The 23,175-nt window shown below is 56.2% G+C and carries 24 protein-coding genes; 13 read left to right on the top strand and 11 right to left on the bottom strand.

Going from position 1 to position 23,175, the window contains the following annotated elements; genetic code table 11:
• The first annotated feature begins 14 nt into the window (after positions 1–14).
• Complete coding sequence (locus AC0JZ1_RS05450; protein WP_471881403.1) at positions 15–1,211, top strand: hypothetical protein; 1,197 nt, start codon at positions 15–17, stop codon at positions 1,209–1,211.
• Here the strand turns inward: AC0JZ1_RS05450 and AC0JZ1_RS05445 are convergent.
• Both AC0JZ1_RS05445 and AC0JZ1_RS05440 read right to left on the bottom strand, forming a co-directional pair.
• Entirely contained in the window at positions 1,187–2,035 is an 849-nt protein-coding gene (locus AC0JZ1_RS05445) for a TrmH family RNA methyltransferase (protein ID WP_471881402.1), read from the bottom strand. The two genes, AC0JZ1_RS05450 and AC0JZ1_RS05445, sit on opposite strands and share 25 nt — an antisense overlap.
• Positions 2,036–2,039: 4 nt before the next feature.
• A complete protein-coding gene (locus tag AC0JZ1_RS05440; RefSeq protein WP_471881401.1) occupies positions 2,040–2,426 on the bottom strand; it encodes a hypothetical protein in 387 nt (128 codons plus the stop codon).
• Between the two features lie 43 nt (positions 2,427–2,469).
• Here AC0JZ1_RS05440 and AC0JZ1_RS05435 point away from each other — a divergent pair, with 43 nt between their 5' ends.
• From AC0JZ1_RS05435 to AC0JZ1_RS05420, 4 genes are all read left to right on the top strand, one after another.
• Positions 2,470–3,495, top strand: coding sequence for an RluA family pseudouridine synthase (locus AC0JZ1_RS05435; RefSeq protein ID WP_471881400.1), 1,026 nt, complete (start codon positions 2,470–2,472; stop codon positions 3,493–3,495).
• Between the two features lie 214 nt (positions 3,496–3,709).
• Complete coding sequence (locus AC0JZ1_RS05430) at positions 3,710–4,495, top strand: class I SAM-dependent methyltransferase (protein ID WP_471883366.1); 786 nt, start codon at positions 3,710–3,712, stop codon at positions 4,493–4,495.
• Between the two features lie 186 nt (positions 4,496–4,681).
• Complete coding sequence (gene rpoH / locus AC0JZ1_RS05425) at positions 4,682–5,584, top strand: RNA polymerase sigma factor RpoH (protein WP_471881399.1); 903 nt, start codon at positions 4,682–4,684, stop codon at positions 5,582–5,584.
• A gap of 285 nt (positions 5,585–5,869) precedes the next feature.
• Positions 5,870–7,672, top strand: coding sequence for a methyl-accepting chemotaxis protein (locus tag AC0JZ1_RS05420; protein WP_471881398.1), 1,803 nt, complete (start codon positions 5,870–5,872; stop codon positions 7,670–7,672).
• 73 nt (positions 7,673–7,745) lie between these two features.
• Here the strand turns inward: AC0JZ1_RS05420 and fosX are convergent, their stop codons facing one another.
• The 3 genes from fosX to AC0JZ1_RS05405 form a co-directional block, all read right to left on the bottom strand.
• On the bottom strand, positions 7,746–8,156 hold the full coding sequence (gene fosX, locus AC0JZ1_RS05415; RefSeq protein ID WP_471881397.1) for a FosX/FosE/FosI family fosfomycin resistance hydrolase: 411 nt from the start codon (positions 8,154–8,156) through the stop codon (positions 7,746–7,748).
• Between the two features lie 126 nt (positions 8,157–8,282).
• Entirely contained in the window at positions 8,283–10,820 is a 2,538-nt protein-coding gene (locus AC0JZ1_RS05410) for a hypothetical protein (protein WP_471881396.1), read from the bottom strand.
• A gap of 60 nt (positions 10,821–10,880) precedes the next feature.
• Positions 10,881–12,179 (bottom strand): adenylosuccinate synthase, encoded by a 1,299-nt coding sequence (locus tag AC0JZ1_RS05405; protein ID WP_471881395.1) that lies wholly within the window; start codon positions 12,177–12,179, stop codon positions 10,881–10,883.
• Positions 12,180–12,371: 192 nt separating this feature from the next.
• On the opposite strand from AC0JZ1_RS05405, the gene AC0JZ1_RS05400 reads away from it, so the two are divergent.
• Together AC0JZ1_RS05400 and AC0JZ1_RS05395 are read left to right on the top strand one after the other, a co-directional pair.
• The gene (locus AC0JZ1_RS05400; protein ID WP_471881394.1) at positions 12,372–13,265 is read left to right on the top strand and encodes a DMT family transporter; all 894 of its coding nucleotides are present in this window, start codon (positions 12,372–12,374) and stop codon (positions 13,263–13,265) included.
• A gap of 79 nt (positions 13,266–13,344) precedes the next feature.
• Complete coding sequence (locus tag AC0JZ1_RS05395) at positions 13,345–13,914, top strand: transglycosylase SLT domain-containing protein (RefSeq protein ID WP_471881393.1); 570 nt, start codon at positions 13,345–13,347, stop codon at positions 13,912–13,914.
• Positions 13,915–13,985: 71 nt separating this feature from the next.
• Here the strand turns inward: AC0JZ1_RS05395 and AC0JZ1_RS05390 are convergent, their stop codons facing one another.
• Entirely contained in the window at positions 13,986–15,539 is a 1,554-nt protein-coding gene (locus AC0JZ1_RS05390; protein ID WP_471881392.1) for a hypothetical protein, read from the bottom strand.
• A gap of 223 nt (positions 15,540–15,762) precedes the next feature.
• On the opposite strand from AC0JZ1_RS05390, the gene AC0JZ1_RS05385 reads away from it, so the two are divergent.
• Positions 15,763–16,173 carry a hypothetical protein gene (locus AC0JZ1_RS05385; protein ID WP_471881391.1) on the top strand — a complete coding sequence of 137 codons (411 nt, stop codon included), beginning with the start codon at positions 15,763–15,765 and terminating at the stop codon, positions 16,171–16,173.
• Between the two features lie 368 nt (positions 16,174–16,541).
• Here the strand turns inward: AC0JZ1_RS05385 and AC0JZ1_RS05380 are convergent, their stop codons facing one another.
• From AC0JZ1_RS05380 to galE, 4 genes are all read right to left on the bottom strand, one after another.
• Complete coding sequence (locus tag AC0JZ1_RS05380; RefSeq protein ID WP_471881390.1) at positions 16,542–17,138, bottom strand: alpha/beta hydrolase; 597 nt, start codon at positions 17,136–17,138, stop codon at positions 16,542–16,544.
• A gap of 12 nt (positions 17,139–17,150) precedes the next feature.
• Positions 17,151–18,083 (bottom strand): VOC family protein, encoded by a 933-nt coding sequence (locus AC0JZ1_RS05375; RefSeq protein WP_471881389.1) that lies wholly within the window; start codon positions 18,081–18,083, stop codon positions 17,151–17,153.
• A 122-nt stretch (positions 18,084–18,205) separates the two neighbouring features.
• The gene (gene ung, locus AC0JZ1_RS05370) at positions 18,206–18,907 is read right to left on the bottom strand and encodes a uracil-DNA glycosylase (protein WP_471881388.1); all 702 of its coding nucleotides are present in this window, start codon (positions 18,905–18,907) and stop codon (positions 18,206–18,208) included.
• A 15-nt stretch (positions 18,908–18,922) separates the two neighbouring features.
• Entirely contained in the window at positions 18,923–19,909 is a 987-nt protein-coding gene (galE, locus tag AC0JZ1_RS05365) for a UDP-glucose 4-epimerase GalE (RefSeq protein ID WP_471881387.1), read from the bottom strand.
• Positions 19,910–20,071: 162 nt separating this feature from the next.
• Here galE and AC0JZ1_RS05360 point away from each other — a divergent pair, with 162 nt between their 5' ends.
• Together AC0JZ1_RS05360 and hmuQ are read left to right on the top strand one after the other, a co-directional pair.
• Entirely contained in the window at positions 20,072–20,431 is a 360-nt protein-coding gene (locus tag AC0JZ1_RS05360) for a YbaN family protein (RefSeq protein ID WP_471883365.1), read from the top strand.
• 19 nt (positions 20,432–20,450) lie between these two features.
• Positions 20,451–20,789, top strand: a complete 339-nt coding sequence (hmuQ, locus tag AC0JZ1_RS05355) for a heme-degrading protein HmuQ (protein WP_471881386.1) — start codon at positions 20,451–20,453, stop codon at positions 20,787–20,789.
• A 3-nt stretch (positions 20,790–20,792) separates the two neighbouring features.
• Here hmuQ and AC0JZ1_RS05350 read toward each other — a convergent pair whose 3' ends face one another.
• On the bottom strand, positions 20,793–20,981 hold the full coding sequence (locus AC0JZ1_RS05350; RefSeq protein WP_471881385.1) for a DUF3008 family protein: 189 nt from the start codon (positions 20,979–20,981) through the stop codon (positions 20,793–20,795).
• Positions 20,982–21,140: 159 nt separating this feature from the next.
• On the opposite strand from AC0JZ1_RS05350, the gene AC0JZ1_RS05345 reads away from it, so the two are divergent.
• From AC0JZ1_RS05345 to AC0JZ1_RS05335, 3 genes are all read left to right on the top strand, one after another.
• Positions 21,141–21,413, top strand: a complete 273-nt coding sequence (locus AC0JZ1_RS05345; protein ID WP_471881384.1) for a hypothetical protein — start codon at positions 21,141–21,143, stop codon at positions 21,411–21,413.
• Positions 21,414–21,502: 89 nt separating this feature from the next.
• Positions 21,503–22,357 carry a nucleotidyltransferase family protein gene (locus AC0JZ1_RS05340; protein ID WP_471881383.1) on the top strand — a complete coding sequence of 285 codons (855 nt, stop codon included), beginning with the start codon at positions 21,503–21,505 and terminating at the stop codon, positions 22,355–22,357.
• On the top strand, positions 22,354–23,100 hold the full coding sequence (locus tag AC0JZ1_RS05335) for a metallophosphoesterase family protein (RefSeq protein ID WP_471881382.1): 747 nt from the start codon (positions 22,354–22,356) through the stop codon (positions 23,098–23,100). The genes AC0JZ1_RS05340 and AC0JZ1_RS05335 overlap by 4 nt, the downstream gene beginning before the upstream one ends.
• Positions 23,101–23,175 lie beyond the last annotated feature (75 nt).

Here is a 23,175-nt window from a genome sequence, read left to right as displayed (position 1 = left end):
AAAATGGACCTCCCGTGATACAGTTCGCGCTACTTTTCGGCTTTGGCTTTCTCAGCGCGACGCTTCTGGTCATGATTCTCGCACCAGCCGTCCACCGCCGCGTCGTGCAATTTACGGAAAACCGGTTGAAGGCGACCATGCCGATCAGTCCATCGGAAGTTCGGGCGCAGCGCGATATGGCGCGCGCCGTTTACGCCGCCGAAAACGCTCGTACCAAGCAGGAACTGCTGCAGGAGCGCGACAAGGCGGTCGATCTTCAAATCCGTTTCGACAAACTCGTTCGCGAATCTGCTGAACTGCATGCCTCCAATCATGAATTGCAAATGCAGGTTCAAGATATGAGCACGGAGGCTGCGGACCTGCGCTCGCGCCTGCGTCGCGAGGAAGGCTTCATCCGGCAGCTTAAGGAATCGCTTGCGGCCGTGGAACATGCCAGCACAGCCAAGGATGAGGCACGCGAAGCGCTGGAGCGCCGCATTGCCCGTCTCGCCTCCGATTTCGACGATGCTAAACTGGATCTCTCCGCCCGCGAAACAGAAATCGAGAATGCCCGTATCCGCGCAACGGCTCTTCGCGAGGAACGCGATACGCTGCGAATGGATGTGAAGCTGTTGACCGCCCGAGCCAAGGATGCAGAACTGCGGCTGCATGAGACAGAACGCAAGCTGCAGCGGCTGGAGGCGAAACTGGAAAAAGAAGTTTCGGCGAAATCCGACCTTCTATCCAGGCTGGATTGGCGCGAGCAGGAACTGGAGCGCTTGCGGATCAATCGTGCAGACAGCGCGGACATCGTCCAGCCCGTCACCGGTAACTATCCCCTGCCCCGTAAGAAGCCTTCAAACCCCAAGGCTCAAACCAAGAGTGCAAAGCCAACCGTGCCGGAATTGCCCGCTTCCATGCAAAACGTCTCGAGCGAACTCGAAGCGCATATCCAGCGCCAGACATCTGAGCTTTCAACAGCCATTCTGACGGCTGACAACGATGCTGAACGTGACAATATCCGTAGCGGGCTTGCAGCCCTTGCCGCTGATATGGTGGCGCTGACCGCTCTGAAGGACGGCGACGTGGCTGCCGTGAAATCAGCATTAGCGACCAGGCTATCTGAACAGGAGCCCGGCTCGCGTGAAAGTCTGGCGCAAAAGGCAGTCGCCGCGCTTGATGCACTCACCGGCCAGCCATCTGGCGCTCAAGCGATGTCCAGTAAATCCTGAGCTCGCGCCATCTCGTAAAGCGCTATTCCAGTCGCCGTTGCCGCATTGAGACTATCGAGATGTGGCATCTGAGGAATACGTGCTGTGTTGAAGCGCTGCATGATTTCGGCCGGAAGCCCCTCGCCTTCAGTTCCTGTCACCAGCGCGAGTTTCGGCACCTGTGGTATCTGGCGGATATCCACGCTGCCACGCGGTGACAATCCCCAGATGGCAAATCCTGCGGCATCCACCTCTTCCAGCAAGGTCAGAGCGTTGCCACCACGGGCAAAGGGAACAGAAAGGACCGAACCGACCGAAACACGCAAGGCTTTGCGGTAAAGCGGATCGCAACAGGTTTCATCCAACAGCAGGCACGACACACCAAAGGCAGCGGCATTGCGAAAGATCGAGCCCATATTATCGTGATTGGAAATGCCGCAGCAGACGGCAATCAAGCCGGGAGTCCGCGCTTGCGCAAGCAGAGATGCGGGGTCAGGAACAGAGCGGCGCCGCCCCAGCGCCAGCACCCCCCGATGCAGATGAAAGCCTGCAATCTGATCCAGCACTGAAGCTTGCGCCACATAGACTGGAACATCCGGCGGAAAGTTTTCAAGCAGACCACAAAGACCATCGACCCGATTTTCAAGAAGCAGAAGTTTTTCTGCCGAAAAGGCGCCGTTGCTTGAACAATGCGCCGACGCCAACATGCGCAGAACCACGGTTCCTTCCGCAATGAAGCCGCCCTGCCGCCCAACCAGATCACGCTCGCGAATATCCCGAAACTCCGCAATGCGCGGGTCGCGAGGATCATCGATATGGATGAGGTCAGGGCGTCCGCTGATCATGCGGTTAATTGCTGACAGTGATATCAGCTACCACGCGGCCCACGGGGATATCGAAAATCAACGCCTTCTTTTGTCCGTTCAACGTTCCCCAGAATAGGATCTGGCTACCTGAATTCGACACGGACTGGATCTCAAAACCAGCGGGCAAGGCTGCGCGCGCTGCGAGCGGTTGATCTGCCGGAACTGCGAAGCCTGTCGCTGGCACGGCTATCTTTTCCGCTTCCGCACGGCTGCGCACCTTGTAGACAACGGCGAACAACACAGCCATAAGGCTGACAATAATGATGCCGCTGGAAACGATCTGCAGGCGCACCATCTTGCGGCGAACGTTTTCCATCACCGGATCGAGCGGCTCGTCTTCATGCTTCTGCTCGGGTTCAAGATGGGCCATCTGTCAGGCGTCCTTGCTATCAACGTGTCACGGAAACGAAAAAATGAACGACCCCTTTAACCAAGGCGAGACCGCAAGGAAAGTGCTGACTGCCGGTGAAGACGCCGAAGGACGCCTGGATGCCTGGCTTGTGAGCGTTCTTGATGGAGAATTTTCCCGCAGCCGCATCAAATCCCTCATTGAACAGGGTGCGGTATCCTTGAATGGCAAAATCTGCACCGAAGCCAAAAAAAAGGTTTTGCCGGGTGCGGAAGTGGAAATTCTTCTGCCCGAACCTGAAGACCCGGAGCCAAAAGGCGAGGATATTCCGCTCGAAGTGCTTTACGAGGATGAAGACCTCATTGTCATTGCCAAGCCCGCGGGGCTGGTGGTGCATCCGGGTGCTGGCAACTGGACCGGCACTTTGGTCAACGCGCTTATCTATCACTGCGGGGACAGCCTTTCCGGCATTGGCGGTGTACGCCGCCCCGGCATTGTGCACCGTCTTGATAAGGAAACCAGCGGCGTGATGGTCGTGGCAAAGAACGACAATGCCCATCGGCATCTTGCCGCACAATTTGCCGATCACGGACGCACTGGCGATCTGGAGCGCGCTTATTTGGCCCTCGTCTGGGGCAGGCCGCAGCAATTGCGTGGGACAATCGATGCGCCTCTCGGCCGTTCTTCGGCAGATCGTACCAAGCGCAGTGTGAAGCGCGAAGAGGCCATGGACGCCAGAGAGGCCATTACCCATTACGACGTGGTTGAGCGCTTCGTGGAACAACCCGATGCAACGGCGCTTGCTTCGCTCGTGGAATGCCGCCTGGAAACAGGGCGCACGCACCAGATTCGCGTGCACATGGCGCATATCGGCCATCCTTTGATCGGCGATCCGGACTACGGCGCAGCCTTCAAGACAAAGGCAAATCGCCTGCCCGACGCGGCGAAGGAGGCGGTGAAGCATTTTCACCGGCAGGCACTGCACGCCTATCTGCTGGCTTTCGAACATCCTCGAACAGGGGAAATCATGGAATTTGAAGCGCCTGTGCCGGATGATATGGAAGCCTTGCTTGAAGCACTTCGAGGCTGAACCTCTTCTCACACTAAATTTTAAGTAAATCTAATATACTGGCGCGAACTAAGCGCCAGTATTCGTGCGTAAAGTGCGCCCTAATTCCGCTTTAATCTGCCATGGAGATAGCAACATTGGAATGGTTGCTACGAATACAATTCACAACCCAATGCTTTTCGCGAAAAGTCGCGAAATACACTTTAAAGTGCAACAAGGTTGGAGCAGGTTGAAGATGGATAAAGCGGATAGAAAGTTTATATTTCAATCGCTCTCAACCATCGAGGGCTATATTGACCCTGCGGATGCCCTGGTTTTCCAGGCACTTCTTCACTGTCAGCAAAACCGTCGCATGACAGGTTCACTTGCGGAAATTGGCGTCTTCTACGGACGCTCTTATTTCCTCATGAAACAGTTGTCTCAGGGCCACTCCCCCATACTGGCGATCGATCTTTTCGACCTCGATGCGGATTCATCAGGAGAAGCCCAGCAATATAACCGTTTCCTCAACAATGGCTGGCGCTTGGGTTTGCCCGTCGATGAGGCGAATGTCATTCGGGGCGATAGCTGTGCGCTTACGCCAGATACGGTTCTAAACAAGGTAGGACCGGTACGCTTCTTCAGCATCGATGGCGGGCATCATCTGCACCATGTTGCCTCGGATGCAGCCTTGGCGCGGGAGTGCATGGCGCCTCACGGTATCATCGCCTTCGATGACACGTTCAATGTCGCCTGGCCGGAGGTCACGGTCGGGGTTGCGGATTTCCTGCGCCAGAATGCAGATACCCTCTGCTGTTTTTGTGTCACCAAGTACAAGACCTATGTCTGCCATCGTTCCTATCGCGATTTTTATCTGGAAACGATCCGCCAAGCGAAACAATTATCAGGGCTGGAGCGTTCGGAAATCGAGTTCCTGGGGTCCAGTGTGATCAAACTGCACACGCCCATAAGACGCCGGGTTATGTTTGAAATCATGAGGCGCTCCGGGCTTGGGAGTTTTTCAAGCCGGGCGTTCCGCTAATCGGTTCCCACTGATCTGATCGTCACGACAGACGTATTCAGAAGCAGAACGTGCGACATCTTGAATGGTGGACGTATCGTACTTATCTGTCACATGGCTTGGTGCGAGGTCAGGACAAGACTCGCACCTTCGGCTCGCCGCGGCAGATGTGCATGGGGGCCGGAGACAGAAAGAAAGGGGTGCTTTATGGCCCGTAACACGCTTCCATCCATTACCGCCGGTGAAGCCGGTCTCAATCGTTACCTCGACGAAATCCGCAAGTTCCCGATGCTTGAGCCGCAGCAGGAATACATGCTCGCCAAGCGTTACCATGAACATGGGGATCGTGACGCCGCGCATCAACTGGTAACATCACATTTGCGCCTCGTGGCGAAAATCGCCATGGGTTATCGCGGCTATGGACTTCCCATCGGCGAAGTCGTTTCTGAAGGCAATGTCGGCCTGATGCAGGCCGTAAAGAAGTTCGATCCTGAGCGAGGCTTCCGCCTTGCCACTTATGCAATGTGGTGGATCAAGGCTTCTATTCAGGAATACATTCTGCGCTCCTGGTCCCTGGTGAAGATGGGAACGACTGCCAATCAGAAGCGGCTGTTCTTCAACCTGCGCCGCATGAAGGGCAAGATTCAGGCCATTGATGAGGGCGATCTGAAACCGCATCAGGTCAAGGAAATCGCAACGAAGCTGAATGTGTCGGAAGAGGAGGTCGTTTCAATGAACCGCCGCCTTACTGGCGATGCTTCATTGAACGCCCCGATCCGGGCTACCGAAGGTGAATCAGGACAGTGGCAGGACTGGTTGGTGGACGATCACGACAGCCAGGAAGACACCCTGATTGAGCAGGACGAACTCGAAACACGCCGCCGCATGCTGGACAGGGCTCTCAGTGTTCTGAACGAGCGCGAACGCCGTATCTTTGAGGCGCGTCGCCTGTCTGAAGATCCGGTAACGCTGGAGGAGCTTTCTTCCGAATTCGACATCAGCCGCGAGCGCGTGCGCCAAATCGAGGTTCGTGCATTTGAGAAGGTCCAGGATGCCGTCCAGAAAGAGGCTCTCGCTCAGGCCAAGGCCCTTCGCGTGGTTGACGCCTGACGCTCAAGACCTGCGCATGAACCGAAGCCGTCCACCGAAAGGTTGGCGGCTTTTTCATTTTGCTGCTCCGCCGAACGCTTAAACCTGGTTATCATCGAGGAATGGCAGGCAAAAAAGTGCAAATCGTCATTAAGTACAACTTTTAGGGCGCAAAGATTATGCGCTCCTAATTAATCTTCGCGTTACCACTCCATTGTATTTTGAGATGCAATTCGCAAAACGTTGCTTGGAGAGCGACCTACCAGCCCCTCCCCGCACCGCTCAACCCTTGGAGCGCGCCATTTTATGTTCTCATTCGGCTCTGGAACCAATAACGCCAAGTTGAAGGCGTTAGATGTTATCAACGCGAACATCATGATCGCGGATGCAAACCTCAACATCATATACATGAACGAGGCGGTGCGATCTTTTCTACAGGCAGCCGAATCGGATCTGAAGAAAGAGCTGCCCCGCTTTGACATGAAGACGCTGGTCGGTAGCAGCATCGACATTTTCCATAAGAACCCCAGCCACCAACGCAACATGTTGTCTTCGCTTTCGAAGCCGTACTCGGCGACAATTTACGTCGGCCAGCACGCGTTCGACCTCAATGTCACGCCTCTCAAACAAGGGGCCACGACGACAGGCTTTGTGGTCGAGTGGGCAGATGCGAAAGTTCGGATGCAGAACAATGACTACTGCGGTCAGTTGAAGGCAATCGGGCGGGCGCAAGCCGTTATTGAATTCACGCCGGACGGCGAGATTGTTTTGGCAAACCAGAACTTTCTGGATGCGACCGGGTACCAGCTGGGTGAAATCAAAGGTAAGTCACACCGTATCTTCCTGCCATCGGGAGCCGTGGGTGATGCGGAATATGAGCAGCTATGGACCGAGCTTCGCCAGAACAAGGCACGCATTGGCGATATCGTGCGCGTTGCCAAGGCTGGTAACCAGATTTTCCTCAACGCCTCATACAATCCGATCACAGACGAAAACGGCAAGCTGATCAAGATCGTCAAGTTCGCCACAGATGTGAGCGACCGTGTCTTTGCGGTCAACAAGATCGGTGAAGCTTTGACGCAGTTGGCGGACGGCAATCTCGCCTTTGCCATAGAAACGCAATTTGCAACTGCTTTCGAGCCTCTTCGCGCCAGCATGAACAACGCTGTGAAGCGCCTGGGAGAGACGCTCGTTTCCGTTTCACTCGCGGCTGATCTCATTGAAAGCGGCTCCCGCGAGACAAGCCAGAGCGCGCAGGATCTTTCCAAGCGCACCGAGCAGCAGGCAGCTTCGCTCGAGGAAACGGCAGCGGCACTGGAAGAAATCACTGCCAATGTAAAAAATGCTTCCCAGCGTTCTGAAGAGGCCCGTAGCGCAACAGAACAGGCCAATACCAGCGCCTCTCACTCTGGCGAAATCGTCTCGCAGGCTGTGGGCGCCATGGCCCGTATTGAAAGCTCGTCCAGCCAGATCTCCAATATCATCGGCGTCATCGATGAAATTGCCTTCCAGACAAATCTCCTCGCTCTGAACGCAGGCGTAGAAGCAGCGCGTGCTGGCGAGGCAGGTAAGGGCTTTGCCGTCGTCGCGCAGGAAGTGCGTGAACTGGCGCAGCGATCCGCCCAGGCCGCCAAGGAGATCAAGGAACTCATCCGCAAATCTTCGGAAGAGGTACAATCCGGCGTCAAACTTGTCAGCGAAACGGGCGAGGCTCTTAAGGCCATCCAGGATCACATACTTGCAGTGAACGAGCACATGCAGGCTATCGCCAATGCATCCCGCGAACAGTCCACGGGCTTGTCGGAGGTCAATTCTGCCGTCAACCAGATGGATCAGATGACACAGCAGAACGCGGCTATGGTGGAACAGTCAAATGCTGCCAGCGCGACGCTTGCTCAGGAAGCGGTCCGCCTGCATTCACTGATCGCTGCCTTCGCGCTGCCTAGCACCAGCAATCGCTCCAGCATGGCCTCAACACCGAAAGCCGCACCTGCACCCTTACGTGCACCCGCAGCATCGGCGCCAGGCCGTGCCAGTGCCGCGCCCCTAAGAATGCCAGCTGTCAGCGGCAATACGGCTTTGAAAAACGAGAGCTGGGAAGAGTTCTGATCCATCGATCAAGATAAGAGTGTGGAAGGCCGCTCTATGCGGCCTTTTCCATGTGTTCTTGAGCCCTATTGGCTCAAGCCTGCTTGGCGTAGGCAGACAATCGTGCCTCAAGCGTGCCGGTGTGCAGCTCGAACAGATGATTATCGTCATCGTGAAAATAGATAGACTGCCCTTCCCCAGCAATCCGAGAGCGCCCCTGACGCACGTCTAATCCTAAGCTTTCGATAGCCTCCAGCCGCGCTGCCATCTCGCCTTCCTCAATCTTGAAGGCGACATGATTATAGCTGCGATGGGGAAGTGGATCGCCTTGCATTGCTACGAGCCACACGGCTGCCTCACCCTCGCCGACCATAAAGAAGCGTTCAGGCGAGAGTGAAAATTCGCGGCTGGCGCTGTCATAGATTTTGCGTCCCTTCAGAACCTCGACGATAATCTGCTCCATGCGATCGAGATTGCGAAAAACAAAGGTGATGTGACTAAGCATAAGAACCTCTTCAGTGTGTTTCGCTAAAGACAGCATGCGAACGTTGTGGCGAGAAGTCGCTGGCAAACAAAAACCCGGCGCTCGAGACGAGAGCCGGGTTTTGAATAAACCACTTCTAGAAGTTAATTACTGTCCCTGTTGCGTCGGTGCCATCGCCTGCCATTCGCGAGTGGCCTCATCGAATGCTTTGCGACCATCCTCGCCCTTTTGCAGGGTCAGCAATGCGCGGCGCCCCGTGCCGTAAATCAGGGGAACATCCATCCAGTCCCGTGACTTCATCAAATCGAGATTGCGTGCGCGAGCATCCGGAAAATCATTCAGCGCGATCATATGAAAATCCGCGGTGATCTTGGCTGGGACAGCCACGAGAGGATCGCCCCGATCCTGTTCGGACGACTTCATCGAAATCCGCTGAACATTATCGATGGAACCGCCCTCGAAATTTGGCGGAAGCGAGAAGACGAACTCCACCAGATGGCTGGCGGGAAGCGAAGGGTCAGTATTCCGCTTGAACGTGACCAAAGCCGTCAAACCACGGCCCGGAACACTGATGCGCCCCTGAACCGTCGGCTCCGACTTGCCATTCTCTCCATTTTCCTTCTGAAGCGACCAGGACACGGAACCTTCAACCGCAGTGGGTGACGACTGCCCGATACGCTCTTCATAAAGGAAAATCTTATCGCCAGCGGCTGCCACCGTATTGGCTGGCTGTTCCGGCGTGCCAACCGGCGGGGTGGCTGTCGACGTGGGGCCAGCCTGGCCGGGCGTTGCAGGCTGCGCTGCTTCAGCGGCAGCGCTGACCTGCGCGACAGACTGGTTCTGAGCCGTAGCGGCTGGACCGCCCGTACCTTCGTCCACTTCGCTGCCATTGGCCAACAGCCGCTGTGTAAACTTTTGTGGCCCTGCCGTTTCGGTGGTCCCCGCAGGCGTGCCAGCGGTCTGCTGCGGCGTTGTTCCCGGCTGTGCAGGCTTCGTTTGCGCAGGTTGCTGTGCTTGGTTTGCAGGCGGTGTGGTTTGCGGGGTCGGGCTACCTGTCGACGCAACCGTGCCTATGACACCGCTTAAGGCATCACGGTTCATCCAGACAGCGTAACCGCCCCCACCGAGCAGCAGCAGGCCGAGGATGGAGAGAATGAGCGGTGCGAAACTGCGCTTGCGCTTCGGCTGAACACGATAGGCGCGCGCGGCAGGCGCTGCCATCAACTCTTCCAGCTCGTGATTTTCTTCCGTTTCCGTGCGTGGCTTATCCTCGGTCGGCGACACTCGTCCGCCGAGACCAGCCGACGCCACACCGCTAGCAGCGCCCGCTGCTGCCAAGCTATTACGGTCCTGGCCGATGAACTCTTCCAGATCGTTCCAAGGATCACTTTCTTCCTGACGATCCTCAACCCTTGCAACGCTCTCCACCTTGGTGGGCTTTACGCTCGGCTGAATGAAATCGGCGAGAAGATCGTCCGGGCTGCGGCTCTGCTCTGGTGCTGGCTTGGAATTGAAATCCGGCAGGTCTGAAACAGAGGGCATGTGCGCTTCAGCGACGGCATGCTGCTCTTGCGAAAAATGAGCGGAGAATAGATCGGCTGCGGCGGAATCATCGAAAGACTGTCCGCCTGTTTGCCGCGGCGCATGATCCGGCTGATCCTGTCCTTGCTCTTCCGGCGCCCAGAAAGCCTCATTCGCTTCGGGTTCTTCATGGCGCACGGAAAAGTCCACCGCCTGTGCGACTAGAGGTTCTGCGGACTGCCAAGTTGGCTGCTCAACCTCGGGTTCAGCATCATGCACATCGGGCGCTGTCGAGGGTGCATCCGGCCATGCGGGAGCTGCCTGCGGGGCGCTGCGGAAACTGGACGGCTGGCCATAAAGATCAGGATTTGCAGCATTCGCATTGCGCCAATCCGTGTTGTCTGGCGTCTGCTGAACGGCCTCATCGTCAATGCCGCTCTGGCGCTGCTCTACATGCTCTTCATCATCGGCAAACGGATCTGCTCCGTGATCGGCTGTTTGCGTTTGATGAGCCGGCTCGGCCTGAACGGGTTCCGCCTCATTCCAAGCAGGATTCTCCGCCTGGCGCTCTACAGCGTCATAAGGCTGAACCGGTAGCGGTTCAGGTTCAACATCGGCATCGTTTTCAGCAGGAGCATGATAGAAGGGCTCCGCCTCCGCCGCCGGTACTGGCTGCTCGTAGGCAGCCTCGTGGGAAACAACCTCGGAAGGTTGAGCCAACTGCTGCTCATCGACTCGCTCTGCCTGATGAACCGGTTGGTTTTCGTAGGCGACAGGCTCTTCATAGACAGGCGCGGGTGCGACCTCTTCAGGTGCTGCCGGTACATGCGCGGGCTCCGGGTAGGCTTCTGCCTGGCTTGGAGCCTCTTCGTATGGAACAGCTTCCGGCTCAGGCTGCACGAAGGCGGGCGCCGCTGCGGCAGCAGCGGGCGCATAATCTTCGGCAGGCAGCGCCTCCTGATGTTCGGCCTCCACTTCCCGAATGGCAGCGTCCAGCTTTTCCAACTGGCGGCGCAACATGTCATCGGAAGGACGCGGCTTCATATTCTCCAGCTGACGCTGGACTGCACCGCGCGCTTTCTCGTACACCCGCACGCGCATTTCGGGAGTATTGTTCGCCAGCCCATCCACGGCCCGACGAATAACCGCTACAAAATCAGCCATTGATACTTTCTCTTGCTCACCGGCTTACCCGCCGAGTGAAAAGGCAAATAGTGCTGAACCTTAATCCTCAAAAGGGTCCGTCACAAGTATTGTGTCGTCCCGCTCAGGACTGGTGGAAAGAAGAGCCACTGGCGCGCCAATAAGTTCCTCGACCTGACGAACATATTTGATGGCTTGCGCGGGCAAATCAGCCCACTTGCGTGCACCAACCGTCGATTCTTTCCAGCCTTCCAGCGTGATGTAGATCGGCTCCACGCGGGCCTGGGCTGCCTGTGCTGCCGGGAGATAATCAATCTCCTGGCCATCAAGCTTGTAGCCAACGCAGATCTTCAACTCGTCCAGTCCATCCAGAACATCGAGCTTGGTCAGCGCAATGCCTGTAATGCCGTTGGTGGCAACCGATTGACGCACAAGCGCCGCATCGAACCAGCCACAACGACGCTTACGCCCTGTAACTGTGCCAAATTCATGACCACGCTCGCCCAGGAACTGGCCGATTTCATCCGTCAACTCCGTCGGGAACGGACCTTCGCCCACACGAGTCGTGTAAGCTTTAGTGATGCCGAGGATATAGCCGAGCGAACCCGGGCCCATGCCCGAACCGGCAGCAGCCTGACCGGCAACGGTGTTGGACGAGGTCACGAAGGGATAGGTTCCGTGATCAATATCCAGCAGCGAGCCTTGCGCGCCTTCAAACAGAATACGGGAACCCTTGCGGCGCTCCTTGTCCAGCAGACGCCAGACCGAATCCATGAAAGGCAGAACCCGCTCAGCGATGGAGGTCAACTCCTCCATGATGGTCTTATGCTCGACTTCGGCAACACCGAAGCCGCGACGCAGGGCGTTGTGATGGGTGAGAATTCGCTCAACCTTGCCTTCCAGCGCCTCGAGATCGGCAAGATCCATGACGCGGATGGCGCGACGACCGACCTTGTCCTCATAGGCCGGACCAATGCCGCGGCGCGTGGTGCCGATCTTCGTGCCACTGTTGGAGGCTGCATCTTCGCGCATCCCGTCGAGTTCACGGTGCAGCGACAGAATGAGGGTGGCATTTTCAGCGATGCGCAGGTTTTCCGGCGTGACGTCCACACCCTGATCCTTGAGGCGACCCATTTCAGCAATCAGCGCATGGGGATCAACCACAACGCCGTTGCCAATGACAGCCATCTTGCCAGGACGCACAACGCCGGAAGGAAGCAGCGAAAGCTTATAGCTCACGCCATCGATGACGAGCGTATGACCCGCGTTATGACCGCCCTGAAAGCGCACGACGATATCTGCGCGTTCGGAAAGCCAATCGACAATCTTGCCCTTGCCTTCGTCACCCCATTGCGAACCGATTACCACCACGTTGGTCATTGCCTGTGTCTTCCTGCTGTGCTGCGAGCTTCCGTCACCCGCTCAAACCGGCGCATCTATACTGTGTCATCTCACGGAAAGCGACCCGTTTATGCGCTTTATGGCGTTTTTGCGTGACATATCAAAAACTGAAAGGCTATCTCAACGCAACCATCATTCGGTTGCGGCCGCTTGGCTGCGTGATTGCAGGACATGACATTGCATCTAAGAGCCTATTTTTTCCTCGTCATCGCCGCCCTTTGCTGGGGTGGAAATGCAGTTGTCGGCAAATTGGCCATCGGTCATGTCAGCCCGATGATTCTCACGATGTGGCGGTGGATTTTCGCCTGTGCGCTCATTTTTGCGCTCTCACTTCCACAGCTGAAAAAGGATTGGCCGGTGGTAAAACGGCATCTGCCACTCCTCTTCGGGCTCGGCGCAATCGGCTATACGCTGTTCAACGTCCTTCTCTACTCGGCAGTCCATTACACAACTGCGATCAATGTCACGATCGAACAGGCAGCCATTCCCTTCCTCATCTTTCTCGCCAATCTCCTATTCTTCCGCATTCGCATTTCGCTGGCACAGGTCATCGGCTTTTCGCTCACCTTGGTCGGCGTGGCACTCACGGCCTCCCACGGTGATTTGGAAAGCCTGCTGGAGCTGGAATTGAATTTCGGCGATGCCCTGATGCTCATTGCTGTCGCCGCCTATGCCGCCTACACAATTCTTCTGCGCTGGCGCCCTCCGGTCGATTGGCGCACCCTGATGGCCATACCTGCCCTTGCAGCGCTCCTCTGCACACTTCCCCTCGTGGGATGGGAAATATCCAGCGGCAATGCTGTGTGGCCGGATGCTTATGGCTGGGTGGTTGCGCTCTACACGGCGCTATTTGCCTCGCTGGTGGCGCAGATTTTCTATGTGCAGGGCATCGTCCATATCGGTGCCAATCGCGCCGGTCTGTTCATCAATCTCGTTCCGGTCTTTGGCACCCTGCTTTCCGTGCTGATTCTGGGTGAAGAGCTCTACGGTTTTCACATTCTGGCGTTGGTTCTCGCACTTGGCGGCATTGCAATTGCCGAGCGGTGGAAGCCAAGCGGGGAGTAAGGTGAGCCCCTGTCACGATCTGTAAACGTTTAGTTAAATCTTACCGGTTATTAATCCTCTCAGATCGAGAGGATAAGCGATGCGTTATGCGTTTTTCATCGCCCTTCTCTTTCTTGCCGGTTGCGGAACAGCACCCAGCAGGATTGATAATGCATGCGCTATCTTTGCGCAGCGTGACGGGCTCTTCAATAACTGGGCGCGAGAAGCGAGACACGCTTCACGGCAATATGGCGTGCCTGTTCCGGTTCTGATGGCAACCATCTATACCGAATCCAGCTTCAGGCCCTATGCCAAGCCACGTCGCACGTATATCCTTGGCTTCATTCCATGGAAGCGGATATCGACGGCCTATGGCTATTCGCAGGCTCTCGATGGCACCTGGGCAACCTACAAGCGTGAAACGGGCAGTTGGGGTGCAAGTCGCAGCAATTTCGGCGATAGCATTCATTTTGTCGCCTGGTACCATAACAAGAGCAATAGACGAAACGGTATCGCGCTCAACGATACCTACCGGCTCTATCTTGCCTATTATGCAGGGCACAAAGGCTATGCGAAAGGCGAGTTTACTTCTGCGATTCGTGGGGCTGCGCAGCGCTCCGCCAAAATCGCGGAACGCTATGAGCGGCAGTTACACGCTTGCGGCTACTGAACCGCCACGGGAATTCCTTTGCCGGAGCATGGGCTTCCGGCAAAGGATCACGAATTTATACTCGTTTCAGTTCACGGATGCGTAGCGTGGTGCTGAGCCCAGTTGAACAGCCACGCGGTTCCGGCAACAACGCCCCCTATGAGAGCGCCTCCACCAGCCGTGACCGCGTCCCCTGGCCCAAGTTCAGCACCGGCAACGCCACCCACGACGGCGCCGGTCGTCGCCCCTGCCCCAACGGATGCCCAGAATGAGCTTCCTTCTTCCGCAGGCTGCGAATTAGATGGGCCAGGGCGATTAGGATCTGCTTGCTGTGCGGGTGGCCTATTGAAATCGACCGGGATGAAGGCGCCAGCAATGCGGCCCGGCTCACGCTGACGCTGTACTGTGCTGCCCGATCGCGTCCCAGGTTGAGGAGCATCGACTGTCGCATCCTGAACATACATCACCCACTGTCGCGTTTGCTGGTTATACCCGGCAAAGGCTGTCGCGGAGGGCACGGATAAAGGTCCCATTCCCTCGTTATTTCCATAATGCGTATCATATCCCATGCCGACTGCACCGTCGGGAATGCCCATTGGAGATGTCGTCGTTCCGAGTCCTCTTCTTGGATCGTGAGTAAACAGAAGCGAATTAGCGTCGTTAGGGTCCTGCTGTACATAGAACGAGCAGCCGGTAAATGGACCCGTGACAACAAATTGCGGATCGCCTGCGGTTGGGTTCCGCGGCACCCTTACCGTTGTTGCCCCACCATTGGTAAATGGCACGTAGTAGGCAAGAGCTGAACTTGGTGTCCCTTGCCGGCCCAATTCCGATGGTCGCCCGGTTACTGTCATATCCACATTCCGGTCATCGGTTCGATGCATCGTGAAACCAACGATGTTATCAGACCCGTTGACCGTCTCTCCCGGCCTGGCCTCGGGCACAGTTCGACCCGGCATCACGAAGTTATTCATGGTGTTTACAAAGTAACTGGCCGCAAATGAGGACGGATCTCGAGTGAACTCGTTGGTTGCGTTCGGCGGAAGATCCCTACCCGTGAGCATTCGGTTTCCCGGCACGACCCCTTCAGGCATGCCGGTCTGATCTCCGATTGGACGTCCTTTCTCGAGACTATCTGGGGTATCGTTGCCGGATGCACTTCCTTGCCCTGGCGGAACGGTACTTCCACCTCCAGGCTGTTGAGGGCCGCCTCCACCGGGTGGAGGCGGGGTATCTGAGCCCGGCGCGCCTGGACCAGACCCGTTATGACCTTGAGAAGGGGTATCGTTGCCATCGCCAAGCCCACCGCCCGGCCCGTGATTGATCGGGTTGTGCCCGCTATCCAGAACCGCATTGGCTCCTCGGGCGGCCAAGGCAGGTTTCTCGGAACCAGCCTTGGTTTCAGAGCCTGCCTTGTCGGGGCCTTCCACCTTCGCGGTACCGTTCTTGCTGGCCTCGACTGCTGTCTTGTCGACACTCTGCCTGTACTTCTCTTCTGTCCCGGAAGCCGTCTTCTTTGGCGGCGAAGCGGTCCCGGTGGCATCAGCCTGACCAGTCTTTTCCGATGTCTCAGCTGCCTTTCCAACTGATGCAGATTTCTCGGGGCCTGCCTTGGCTTCATGGCCTGCCTTGTCGGGGCCTTCCACCTTCGCGGCACCATTTTTGCTGGCCTCGACTGCTGTCTTGTCGACACCCTGCGGAGCCTTGGTCGGGTTTGATCCAGTGACCGTCTTATCGACACTCTGCCTGGACTTCTCTTCTGTCCCGGAAGCCCTCTTCTTCGGCAGCGAAGCGGCCCCGCTTGCATCAGTCTGACCAGTCTTTTCCGGTGTCTTCGGATTTGCTTGGCTATTACCAGAGCTGGCAATTTTGGTTCCGGTCGATTCGGTCGCAATATTTTTAGATGAAGGCGAATTTTGTGTGCCTGGAAGCGCTTCGAGTTTTGCGTTCGCTTGCTTAGTATTGGTTGAAGTGATTTTGCCGTCTGCAGGTTGGATCTTTGCAGTTTCAAAATTATTGGATTTCATATCACCAGAGGGCGAAGATTTAGCCGGAGCGGGAGCTGTGGTGGGAGCAACCGATCTTGTGGCATTCACTATCGGCTTAGGCGATGCCTGGCCATTATTAGCCGATGGCTTCTTTTTATCCTCGGTGGGATGCACCTGTGCCGGCGTTTTGTTATTCCCGTTGCTGACAGCAATAGCCATTTTCCCAACTCCTTCTAAGTCAGCTTTTCCTCACCTTTCGAAGTCGATTGGAACGTCCTGGCAGGATGTTTGAGCGCAATACTAGGTGTGCAGTCGCAAGGCACACAGTCTTCGGCTGCGCACAACCAAAGATAAAAATGGAATTCAACAACCTACCCAAAGTATATAAAGACAGAACTCAATCGATATAGCGAACTAAATTATACACCTCAGATAAATACGTTGGCTTCAATAGTCTCCTGTGAAATAGTATTTGGGTTTTGGTACAAACTTGTCAAATTGATTCTGAATTTTATTATTAATTTTACTAGATTGCATTGAAATTGGATCGCGCTAGCAACGGAAAGTCGCACTTTATTTATTTAGGTTATTTAGAAATATAAAAAATGCGCCCATCGAGACGATGAGCGCATTAACTTCAGGAATTCGCAGGGTGATTAGTCAGGCGAGGAATACCTTCACAGCCTCAATTTCATTGCCGCGAATTTCGTGCCCACCTTGATGCCATTCCAGATGCACCTGCTCCCCGCTTGCTGCGAAATAGTCTGCAAGCGATTGCGTGAGCGGCACTGGACAGATCGGATCGCGCTCGCCCGCCGTGATCAGCACCTTGCCGGTTCCCTTGCGCGTCTTCGGCTGAAACGGGATCAGCGGATGCATGAGCACTGACGAGGAGAAAAGGTCAGGCTTTTCGATCACGACGTTGGCGAGAATGTTCGCGCCGTTGGAAAAGCCCAGGCCAATGACCTGCCCAGCCTGATACTGGTCCTTGCAGGCCATGATGAAATTGGCCATGCGCTCCGTCGCGCGCGCTAGATCGTCAAGATCGTAGACGCCCTCCGCCTTCCGGCGAAAGAAGCGGGCAGCCCCATGTTCAGACACATCACCGCGTGGTGAAATGACTGTTGCATCCGGCAAAAGACGGCTTGCGAAATCGAAGAACTGGTTCTCATCACCGCCTGTGCCGTGAAAAACGAAAAAGATCGGCGCTCCCGCCGCACCGGGCCTCGCCCGGTGCACATAGTTTTCGGTTGTCATTGATCCGCTTCCTCAGCCTTCCAGCTTTTCCAGGTGCTCTTCGAGGTAGTTACGAAGATGCGCATGTTGCGTTGGCAGCTTCAGTGCCTCACCCAGATGTGCCGTATCTTCATCACGGTCGAAGCCGGGCTCATTGGTGGCGATTTCAAACAACACCCCGCCCGGTGTGCGGAAGTAGATGGCCCAGAAGTAATCGCGGTCGATCACTGGCGTGACCTGATAGCCCGTGTCCATCAGGGCCTTGCGCACTTCCAGCTGCTTTTCCCGGTTCTCTACAGCGAATGCGATGTGGTGAACCGAGCCCGCACCCAGATTAGCGCGATTGATGTTCGGCATGGTCTCGATATCAATCACGTCCGCACCATTGCCACCAGGGATACCAAGACGGATAACGCCATCCTGACGATCCACTTCCTGATAGCCCATGAACTTCAGGAGCTCAGCCGTTGCGCCCTCATCGCGAAGGCGCAGCGAAGCGGAATGAAAGCCACGGATCGCGTGATCTTCGGAAACACCGTTGCCGGTCCATGCGGCACGTGGATCGTCCTTCACTTCCACAAGGGCGAAACCATCGCCATCGGGACCAAAGAAGTTCAGGCGCTTTTCGCCGAAAGCTTCGGCATTCTGCAGTTCCAGGCTACCTTTGGACGCAAGCCGGTTGGCCCAGAAACCAAGCGAACCTTCCGGAACGGAGAAGAGCGTTGTACCCACCTCGCCGGTGCCGGGACGGCCCTTGGCAATATGCGGGAACGGGAAGTAGGTCATGACAGAGCCAGGAGTGCCGAGCTCATCGCCGTAATAGAGATGGTAGACATCCGGCGCATCGAAATTGACGGTTTTCTTGACGCGGCGAAGGCCAAGCGTATCCGTGAAGAACTTGTTATTGGTGCTGGCACTGGCCGCCATGGAAGTGACGTGGTGCAGGCCCTTGATCTGGTTCAGCATTGTAAACCCTCCTGATGCATTGAGCGGCGCGACTGTTTGCGCCGTTTCCATGACGACCAAGATGGTGGCAAAACGTCGTTACGTATAGACTGAACAATCAGAACGGATTGTTCACAAATAAGCTATTGCTGAACCGCATTTTCTGGCAATTGCCAATCCACAGGGTCTCGCCCATTGGAGATGAGATAGGCATTGGCCTTGGAAAAATGCCCCGAACCGAAGAAGCCATTATGGGCCGACAAGGGCGATGGATGAGGCGCCTTTAAAACCAGATGCCGCCGCTGATCCACAAAGCCCGCCTTCTTTTGCGCGTAGGAGCCCCAGAGCATGAACACCACATGGCTGCCCTGCTCATTGACGGCGCGGATCACCGCATCGGTAAAGCGCTCCCAGCCCTTGCCTTGATGGGAGGCGGCTTTCGCCTCCTCCACGGTCAAGACGCTGTTCAAGAGCAGCACTCCCTGTCGCGCCCAATGTTCCAGAAATCCATGTTTGGCGGGCTTGATACCGAGATCGCTCTGCATTTCCTTGTAGATATTGACGAGCGACGGGGGAATGCGCACCCCCGGTCGCACGCTGAAGCAGAGGCCATGGGCTTGGCCCTGCCCGTGATAGGGGTCTTGCCCGAGGATGACGACCTTCACATCGGGCAAGGGTGTCAGGTTCAGTGCGCGGAAATATTCAGACCCCTTCGGGAAGATATGTTTTCCCGCTTCCTTTTCTTGGCGCAGAAACTGGCGAAGCTCTCCCATGTAGGGATTGGCAAACTCCTCTCCCAGCGCCTGTTTCCAGCTTTCCTCAAGCTTCACTGCCGTCTCGCTCATCGCCTGTCATTCCAATCAAAGCACGTGGTTGCTGCGGGAGTGCCAGTTCCAGGCGGACTGGATGATATCGTGCAGCGAATAACGCGGCTCCCAGCCCAGCACTTGTTTCGCCTTTTCATTATTGGCAACGAGAGAGGTGGAATCGCCCTCCCGTCGTGCAGCATATTCCACCGGGAACGGCCTGCCCGACACATCCGAAATTGTGGCCAACAGTTCCTTCACGGTCGTGCCGGTGCCTGTGCCAAGGTTGAGTTCCAGCGTCTCGCCGCCAGAAAGCAGATAATCCAGCGCTCGCACATGCGCGTCGGCCAGATCGAGCACGTGGATGTAATCGCGAACACAGGTGCCATCCCGCGTGTCGTAATCCGTACCGAACACCTTGAAGCCTTCGCGCCTGCCGAGCGCTGCCTCAATGGCCAGCGGAATGGCATGCGTTTCAGGTGTGTGCCATTCGCCGATACGACCTTCGAAATCGGCACCGGCGGCATTAAAGTAGCGCAGCATCACCGAGCGCAGGCCCTTGTAGGTACTGTAATCCTTCAGCGCCTGTTCGATGATGAACTTGGTACGGCCATAGGGATTGATCGGAGCTTGAGGATGCGTTTCATCCATCGGCACCTGCTGCGGCAGGCCATAGGTGGCGCAGGTGGAAGAAAAGACGAAGGCCTTTACGCCCGCATCCATGGCAGCGGAAAGAAGCGTCAAGGCACCGATGACATTGTTATCGTAGAAGGCGACCGGATTCTTGACCGACTCTCCCACCTCGATCAGTGCCGCGAAATGCAGCACGGCATCCGGTTTATGCTTGGCGAACACCTCATCCAGCCGTGCCCTGTCACGAATGTCGCCCTCTTCCAGAGGACCCCATTTGACGAATTCTGAGTGCCCGTTGGACAGATTGTCGAAAACAATGGGCTGATAGCCGCGTTCTGCAAGAGCAAGACAATTGTGCGAACCGATATATCCGGCACCGCCGACAACAAGAACTTTCTTGATTGACATGAAGCGCGCAAAACTCCGTTGGACGTTGAGGGTGAATATAGACGGCGGCCTTTAGAATGCCAGCCTGCGGCAAGATCATGAACTTGAGCATTCAAGAAAGGATTTTGCGGATAAGAAGGCTTGGCCTATGGTCAGGCCAAACAAGAGGTTGATGGCAACGCGATGCGGTGGCTCTTTCTGATTCTCGGCTGGCTGTTTGTCGGCCTCGGCGTTTTAGGCGCATTCCTGCCGCTTCTGCCCACCACACCTTTCCTGCTATTGGCCGTCGCCTGCTTCACTCGTTCTTCACCACGGCTGGAAGCATGGCTACTCAATCATCCGCGCTTTGGCCAACCTCTGCGTGACTGGCGGGAGAAGGGAGCCATTCCCAGAAGGGCGAAACTGCTTGCCGTTTCCATGATGGCCGCCAGCTACGCTCTCTTTGTTCTCAGCACATCCCCACCCTTGTGGCGGGCCATGCTGGTTCTTGCCATCTTATGCGGCTCATCACTTTTCATCATCACAAGGCCGGATAGCGGCTGACATTCAGGAGGAAGATCAGATGTATATCGCGATGAACAGGTTCCGCGTCGCGCCCGGTTTTGAACAGGCATTCGAGGATATGTGGAAGAACCGGGAACGTCATCTTTCCACGGTACCCGGATATGTGGAGTTTCACATGCTGAAGGGACCTAAAAAAGAGGACCACACCCTCTACGCCTCCCACACCATCTGGCAAACGGAAGCGGATTTTACCGCCTGGACGAAATCGGAACAATTCCGTGCTGCCCATTCCCGTGCAGGCGAAAATCGCAAGACAGTGGAATATCTGGGGCCGCCGCAATTCGAAGGTTTTGAGGTTATCATCAGTGAGAACCGCGACGGCCAGTCAACCCTATAAAGATCAGTGGCTGGCCGCGTGCTGCGGCTTGCCCTTCCGCTTGGTTGCGGCCATGTCGTGAAGCTCCTTTTCCGACATGGATTTCTCCATGCTTTTCGATGCTCCCTTCAACTCGCTTTTCTTGATGTCACCGCGCTTGGCGGCAAGAGCGGCTCCGGCTGCTTTCTGCTGTGCCTTTGATTTTGCGGGCATGACATGTCTCCGTGAGTTGGCAATGACAATATCCAACTCACCACCAATCCTTCCGTTCCGCCTTGCACCGCAGTTTGAGTGAAGGAACCGGAAGCTTGTTCTGCGGGTTTCCTTATCATCGCAGCCGCTAAGACTGCTTGAGCCAGAAAGGAAATCCACATGGATGCCAAGGACAATATGGACGCACGCGACAAGATGACCGACGAGGGTTCGCAGCGGTTTGAACAGGATGATCGTGAGCGTGCTGAAGACGCCCTGCATACGCAACTCGATTCCACGAATATGAAGGCTGTTCAGGAAGCATCCCGCCTCGGCGGCGGTGACACCTATCTGGTTGAAAGCGATCTCGAGGATTTGGATGAGCGCCTTGACAGCGACGGCGCCGATGGCCGCCCAAGCCCCATGGCCAATGCAGACAACCCAGAGCGATAAGACACAATTGAGCCGGATGTGAAGGAACTTGGTTCACATTCGGCTGTTTCCCCGCGCCCCTGAAACGCTTACGGCCCCGGAGACCTCCCATGAATGCACCGACTGACCCAGAGACCGCCAAGGATACAAGGCCAGCCGATCTGTCCCTGGAGGCTGTTCCGCATATTGAAGCACAAGCCGCCCCCACGCTGGCCACGGCCGATGCGCAGGATTTCGTGGCGGAATCGGTGGAGGAACTGGCGGCCTCCCACATTCCGTTTCTGCTTGCCGGAACCTATGCTGTCAGCGCCTATACAGGCATTACGCGCCAGACGAAGGATCTCGATATCTTCTGCAAGGCAGGGGATTTCAACCGCATCCTCGCCCATTTCAAGACCAAGGGTTTCGAAATTGAGGTTGAAGATGACCGTTGGCTTGGCAAGGTAAAGCGCGGCCAGCATTTCTTCGATGTCATCTTTGCCGGCTCGAACGGCACCATGCCGATTGGCGATGCCTGGTTTGAAAATGCACGGCAGATGGATTTCAACAATCATAAGGTCCGCGTGGTCGCGCCAACGGAATTGATCTGGTCGAAATGCTTCGTGCAACTGCGCCATCGCTACGATGGAGCAGACGTCGCCCACATCATTCTCCGTGCGCACGACCAGATCGATTGGCAGAGGCTGCTGGGCCATATGGAAGTGCATTGGGAAGTGCTGTTCATGCACCTTTTGAACTTCCGATGGATCTACCCGACAGAGCGCGACAAAGTGCCGGACTGGCTGATGGACGAGTTGTTGGAGCGGTTGGCTGCGCAACGTCAGCTTCCCCTGCCCCAGATGAAGATCTGCCGCGGCCGCATGTTCTCGCGCATTGATTTCGAGATCGACGTGAAAGAGTGGGGCTTTGCCGATGTGGGCGGCGAAGGTGAGTTGAGACAGGATCAGGAAGGAGCTTTACTGTGACAAAACCTGCCCAGACCAAGAAGCCAGAGCAGGCGAAAAAGCTGAAGATTGCAGCAGTCGCTGATCTCCACGTCAAAGAGGCCGGCTCTGCCAGCTATAAAGACCTGTTCACCGAGATTTCCGAGGCAGCGGACATCTTGGTCATGGCGGGCGACCTGACCGATCTTGGAAAAAAGGTGGAAGCGGAGCGTCTGGCCGCCGATCTTCGCGCCTGCACCATTCCCATGGTTGCGGTTCTTGGCAACCATGATTTCGAATGCGGCGCGGTGGATGAGGTACGTTCCATCCTGAAGGATGCTGGCGTCCACCTGCTGGAAGGTCAGGCGGTCGAGATCAATGGTGTTGGTTTTGCCGGTGTCAAAGGCTTTGCTGGCGGGTTTGGTCGGCACATGCTGGGCAGCTTTGGTGAGCCGGCCATCAAGGCCATGGTCGCCGAGGGCATGGAGGAAACCATGCGGCTGGAAAACGCGCTTCGCCAAGTGCGCTCTGAGCGAGCCATGGTGGTTCTGCATTACGCACCCATACCGGAGACGGTGGAAGGTGAGCCAAAGGAAATATATCCTTTCCTCGGCTCATCACGGCTGGCCGAAACCATTGATCGCTTCCCCGTCAGCGCGGTGGTGCATGGTCATGCCCATCGCGGCCAGTTTGAAGGTCGCACCCCTGGCGGGGCGCCTGTCTATAATGTCGCCGCGCATATTGAGAAGCCCACAGGCAGGCCCTATGCGATAATTGAGTTGTAACGCATAAGCGCGGGAACTGCTTCCTCCCGGCGACGTTTCAGTGGGCTCTTCTCTCTCATTGAAATTCGCGTCGGA

The organism is Affinirhizobium capsici (genome assembly GCF_977018625.1).
The sequence above is the reverse complement of the archived record's forward strand: the minus strand, read 5'-3'. Positions and strand labels throughout refer to the sequence as shown.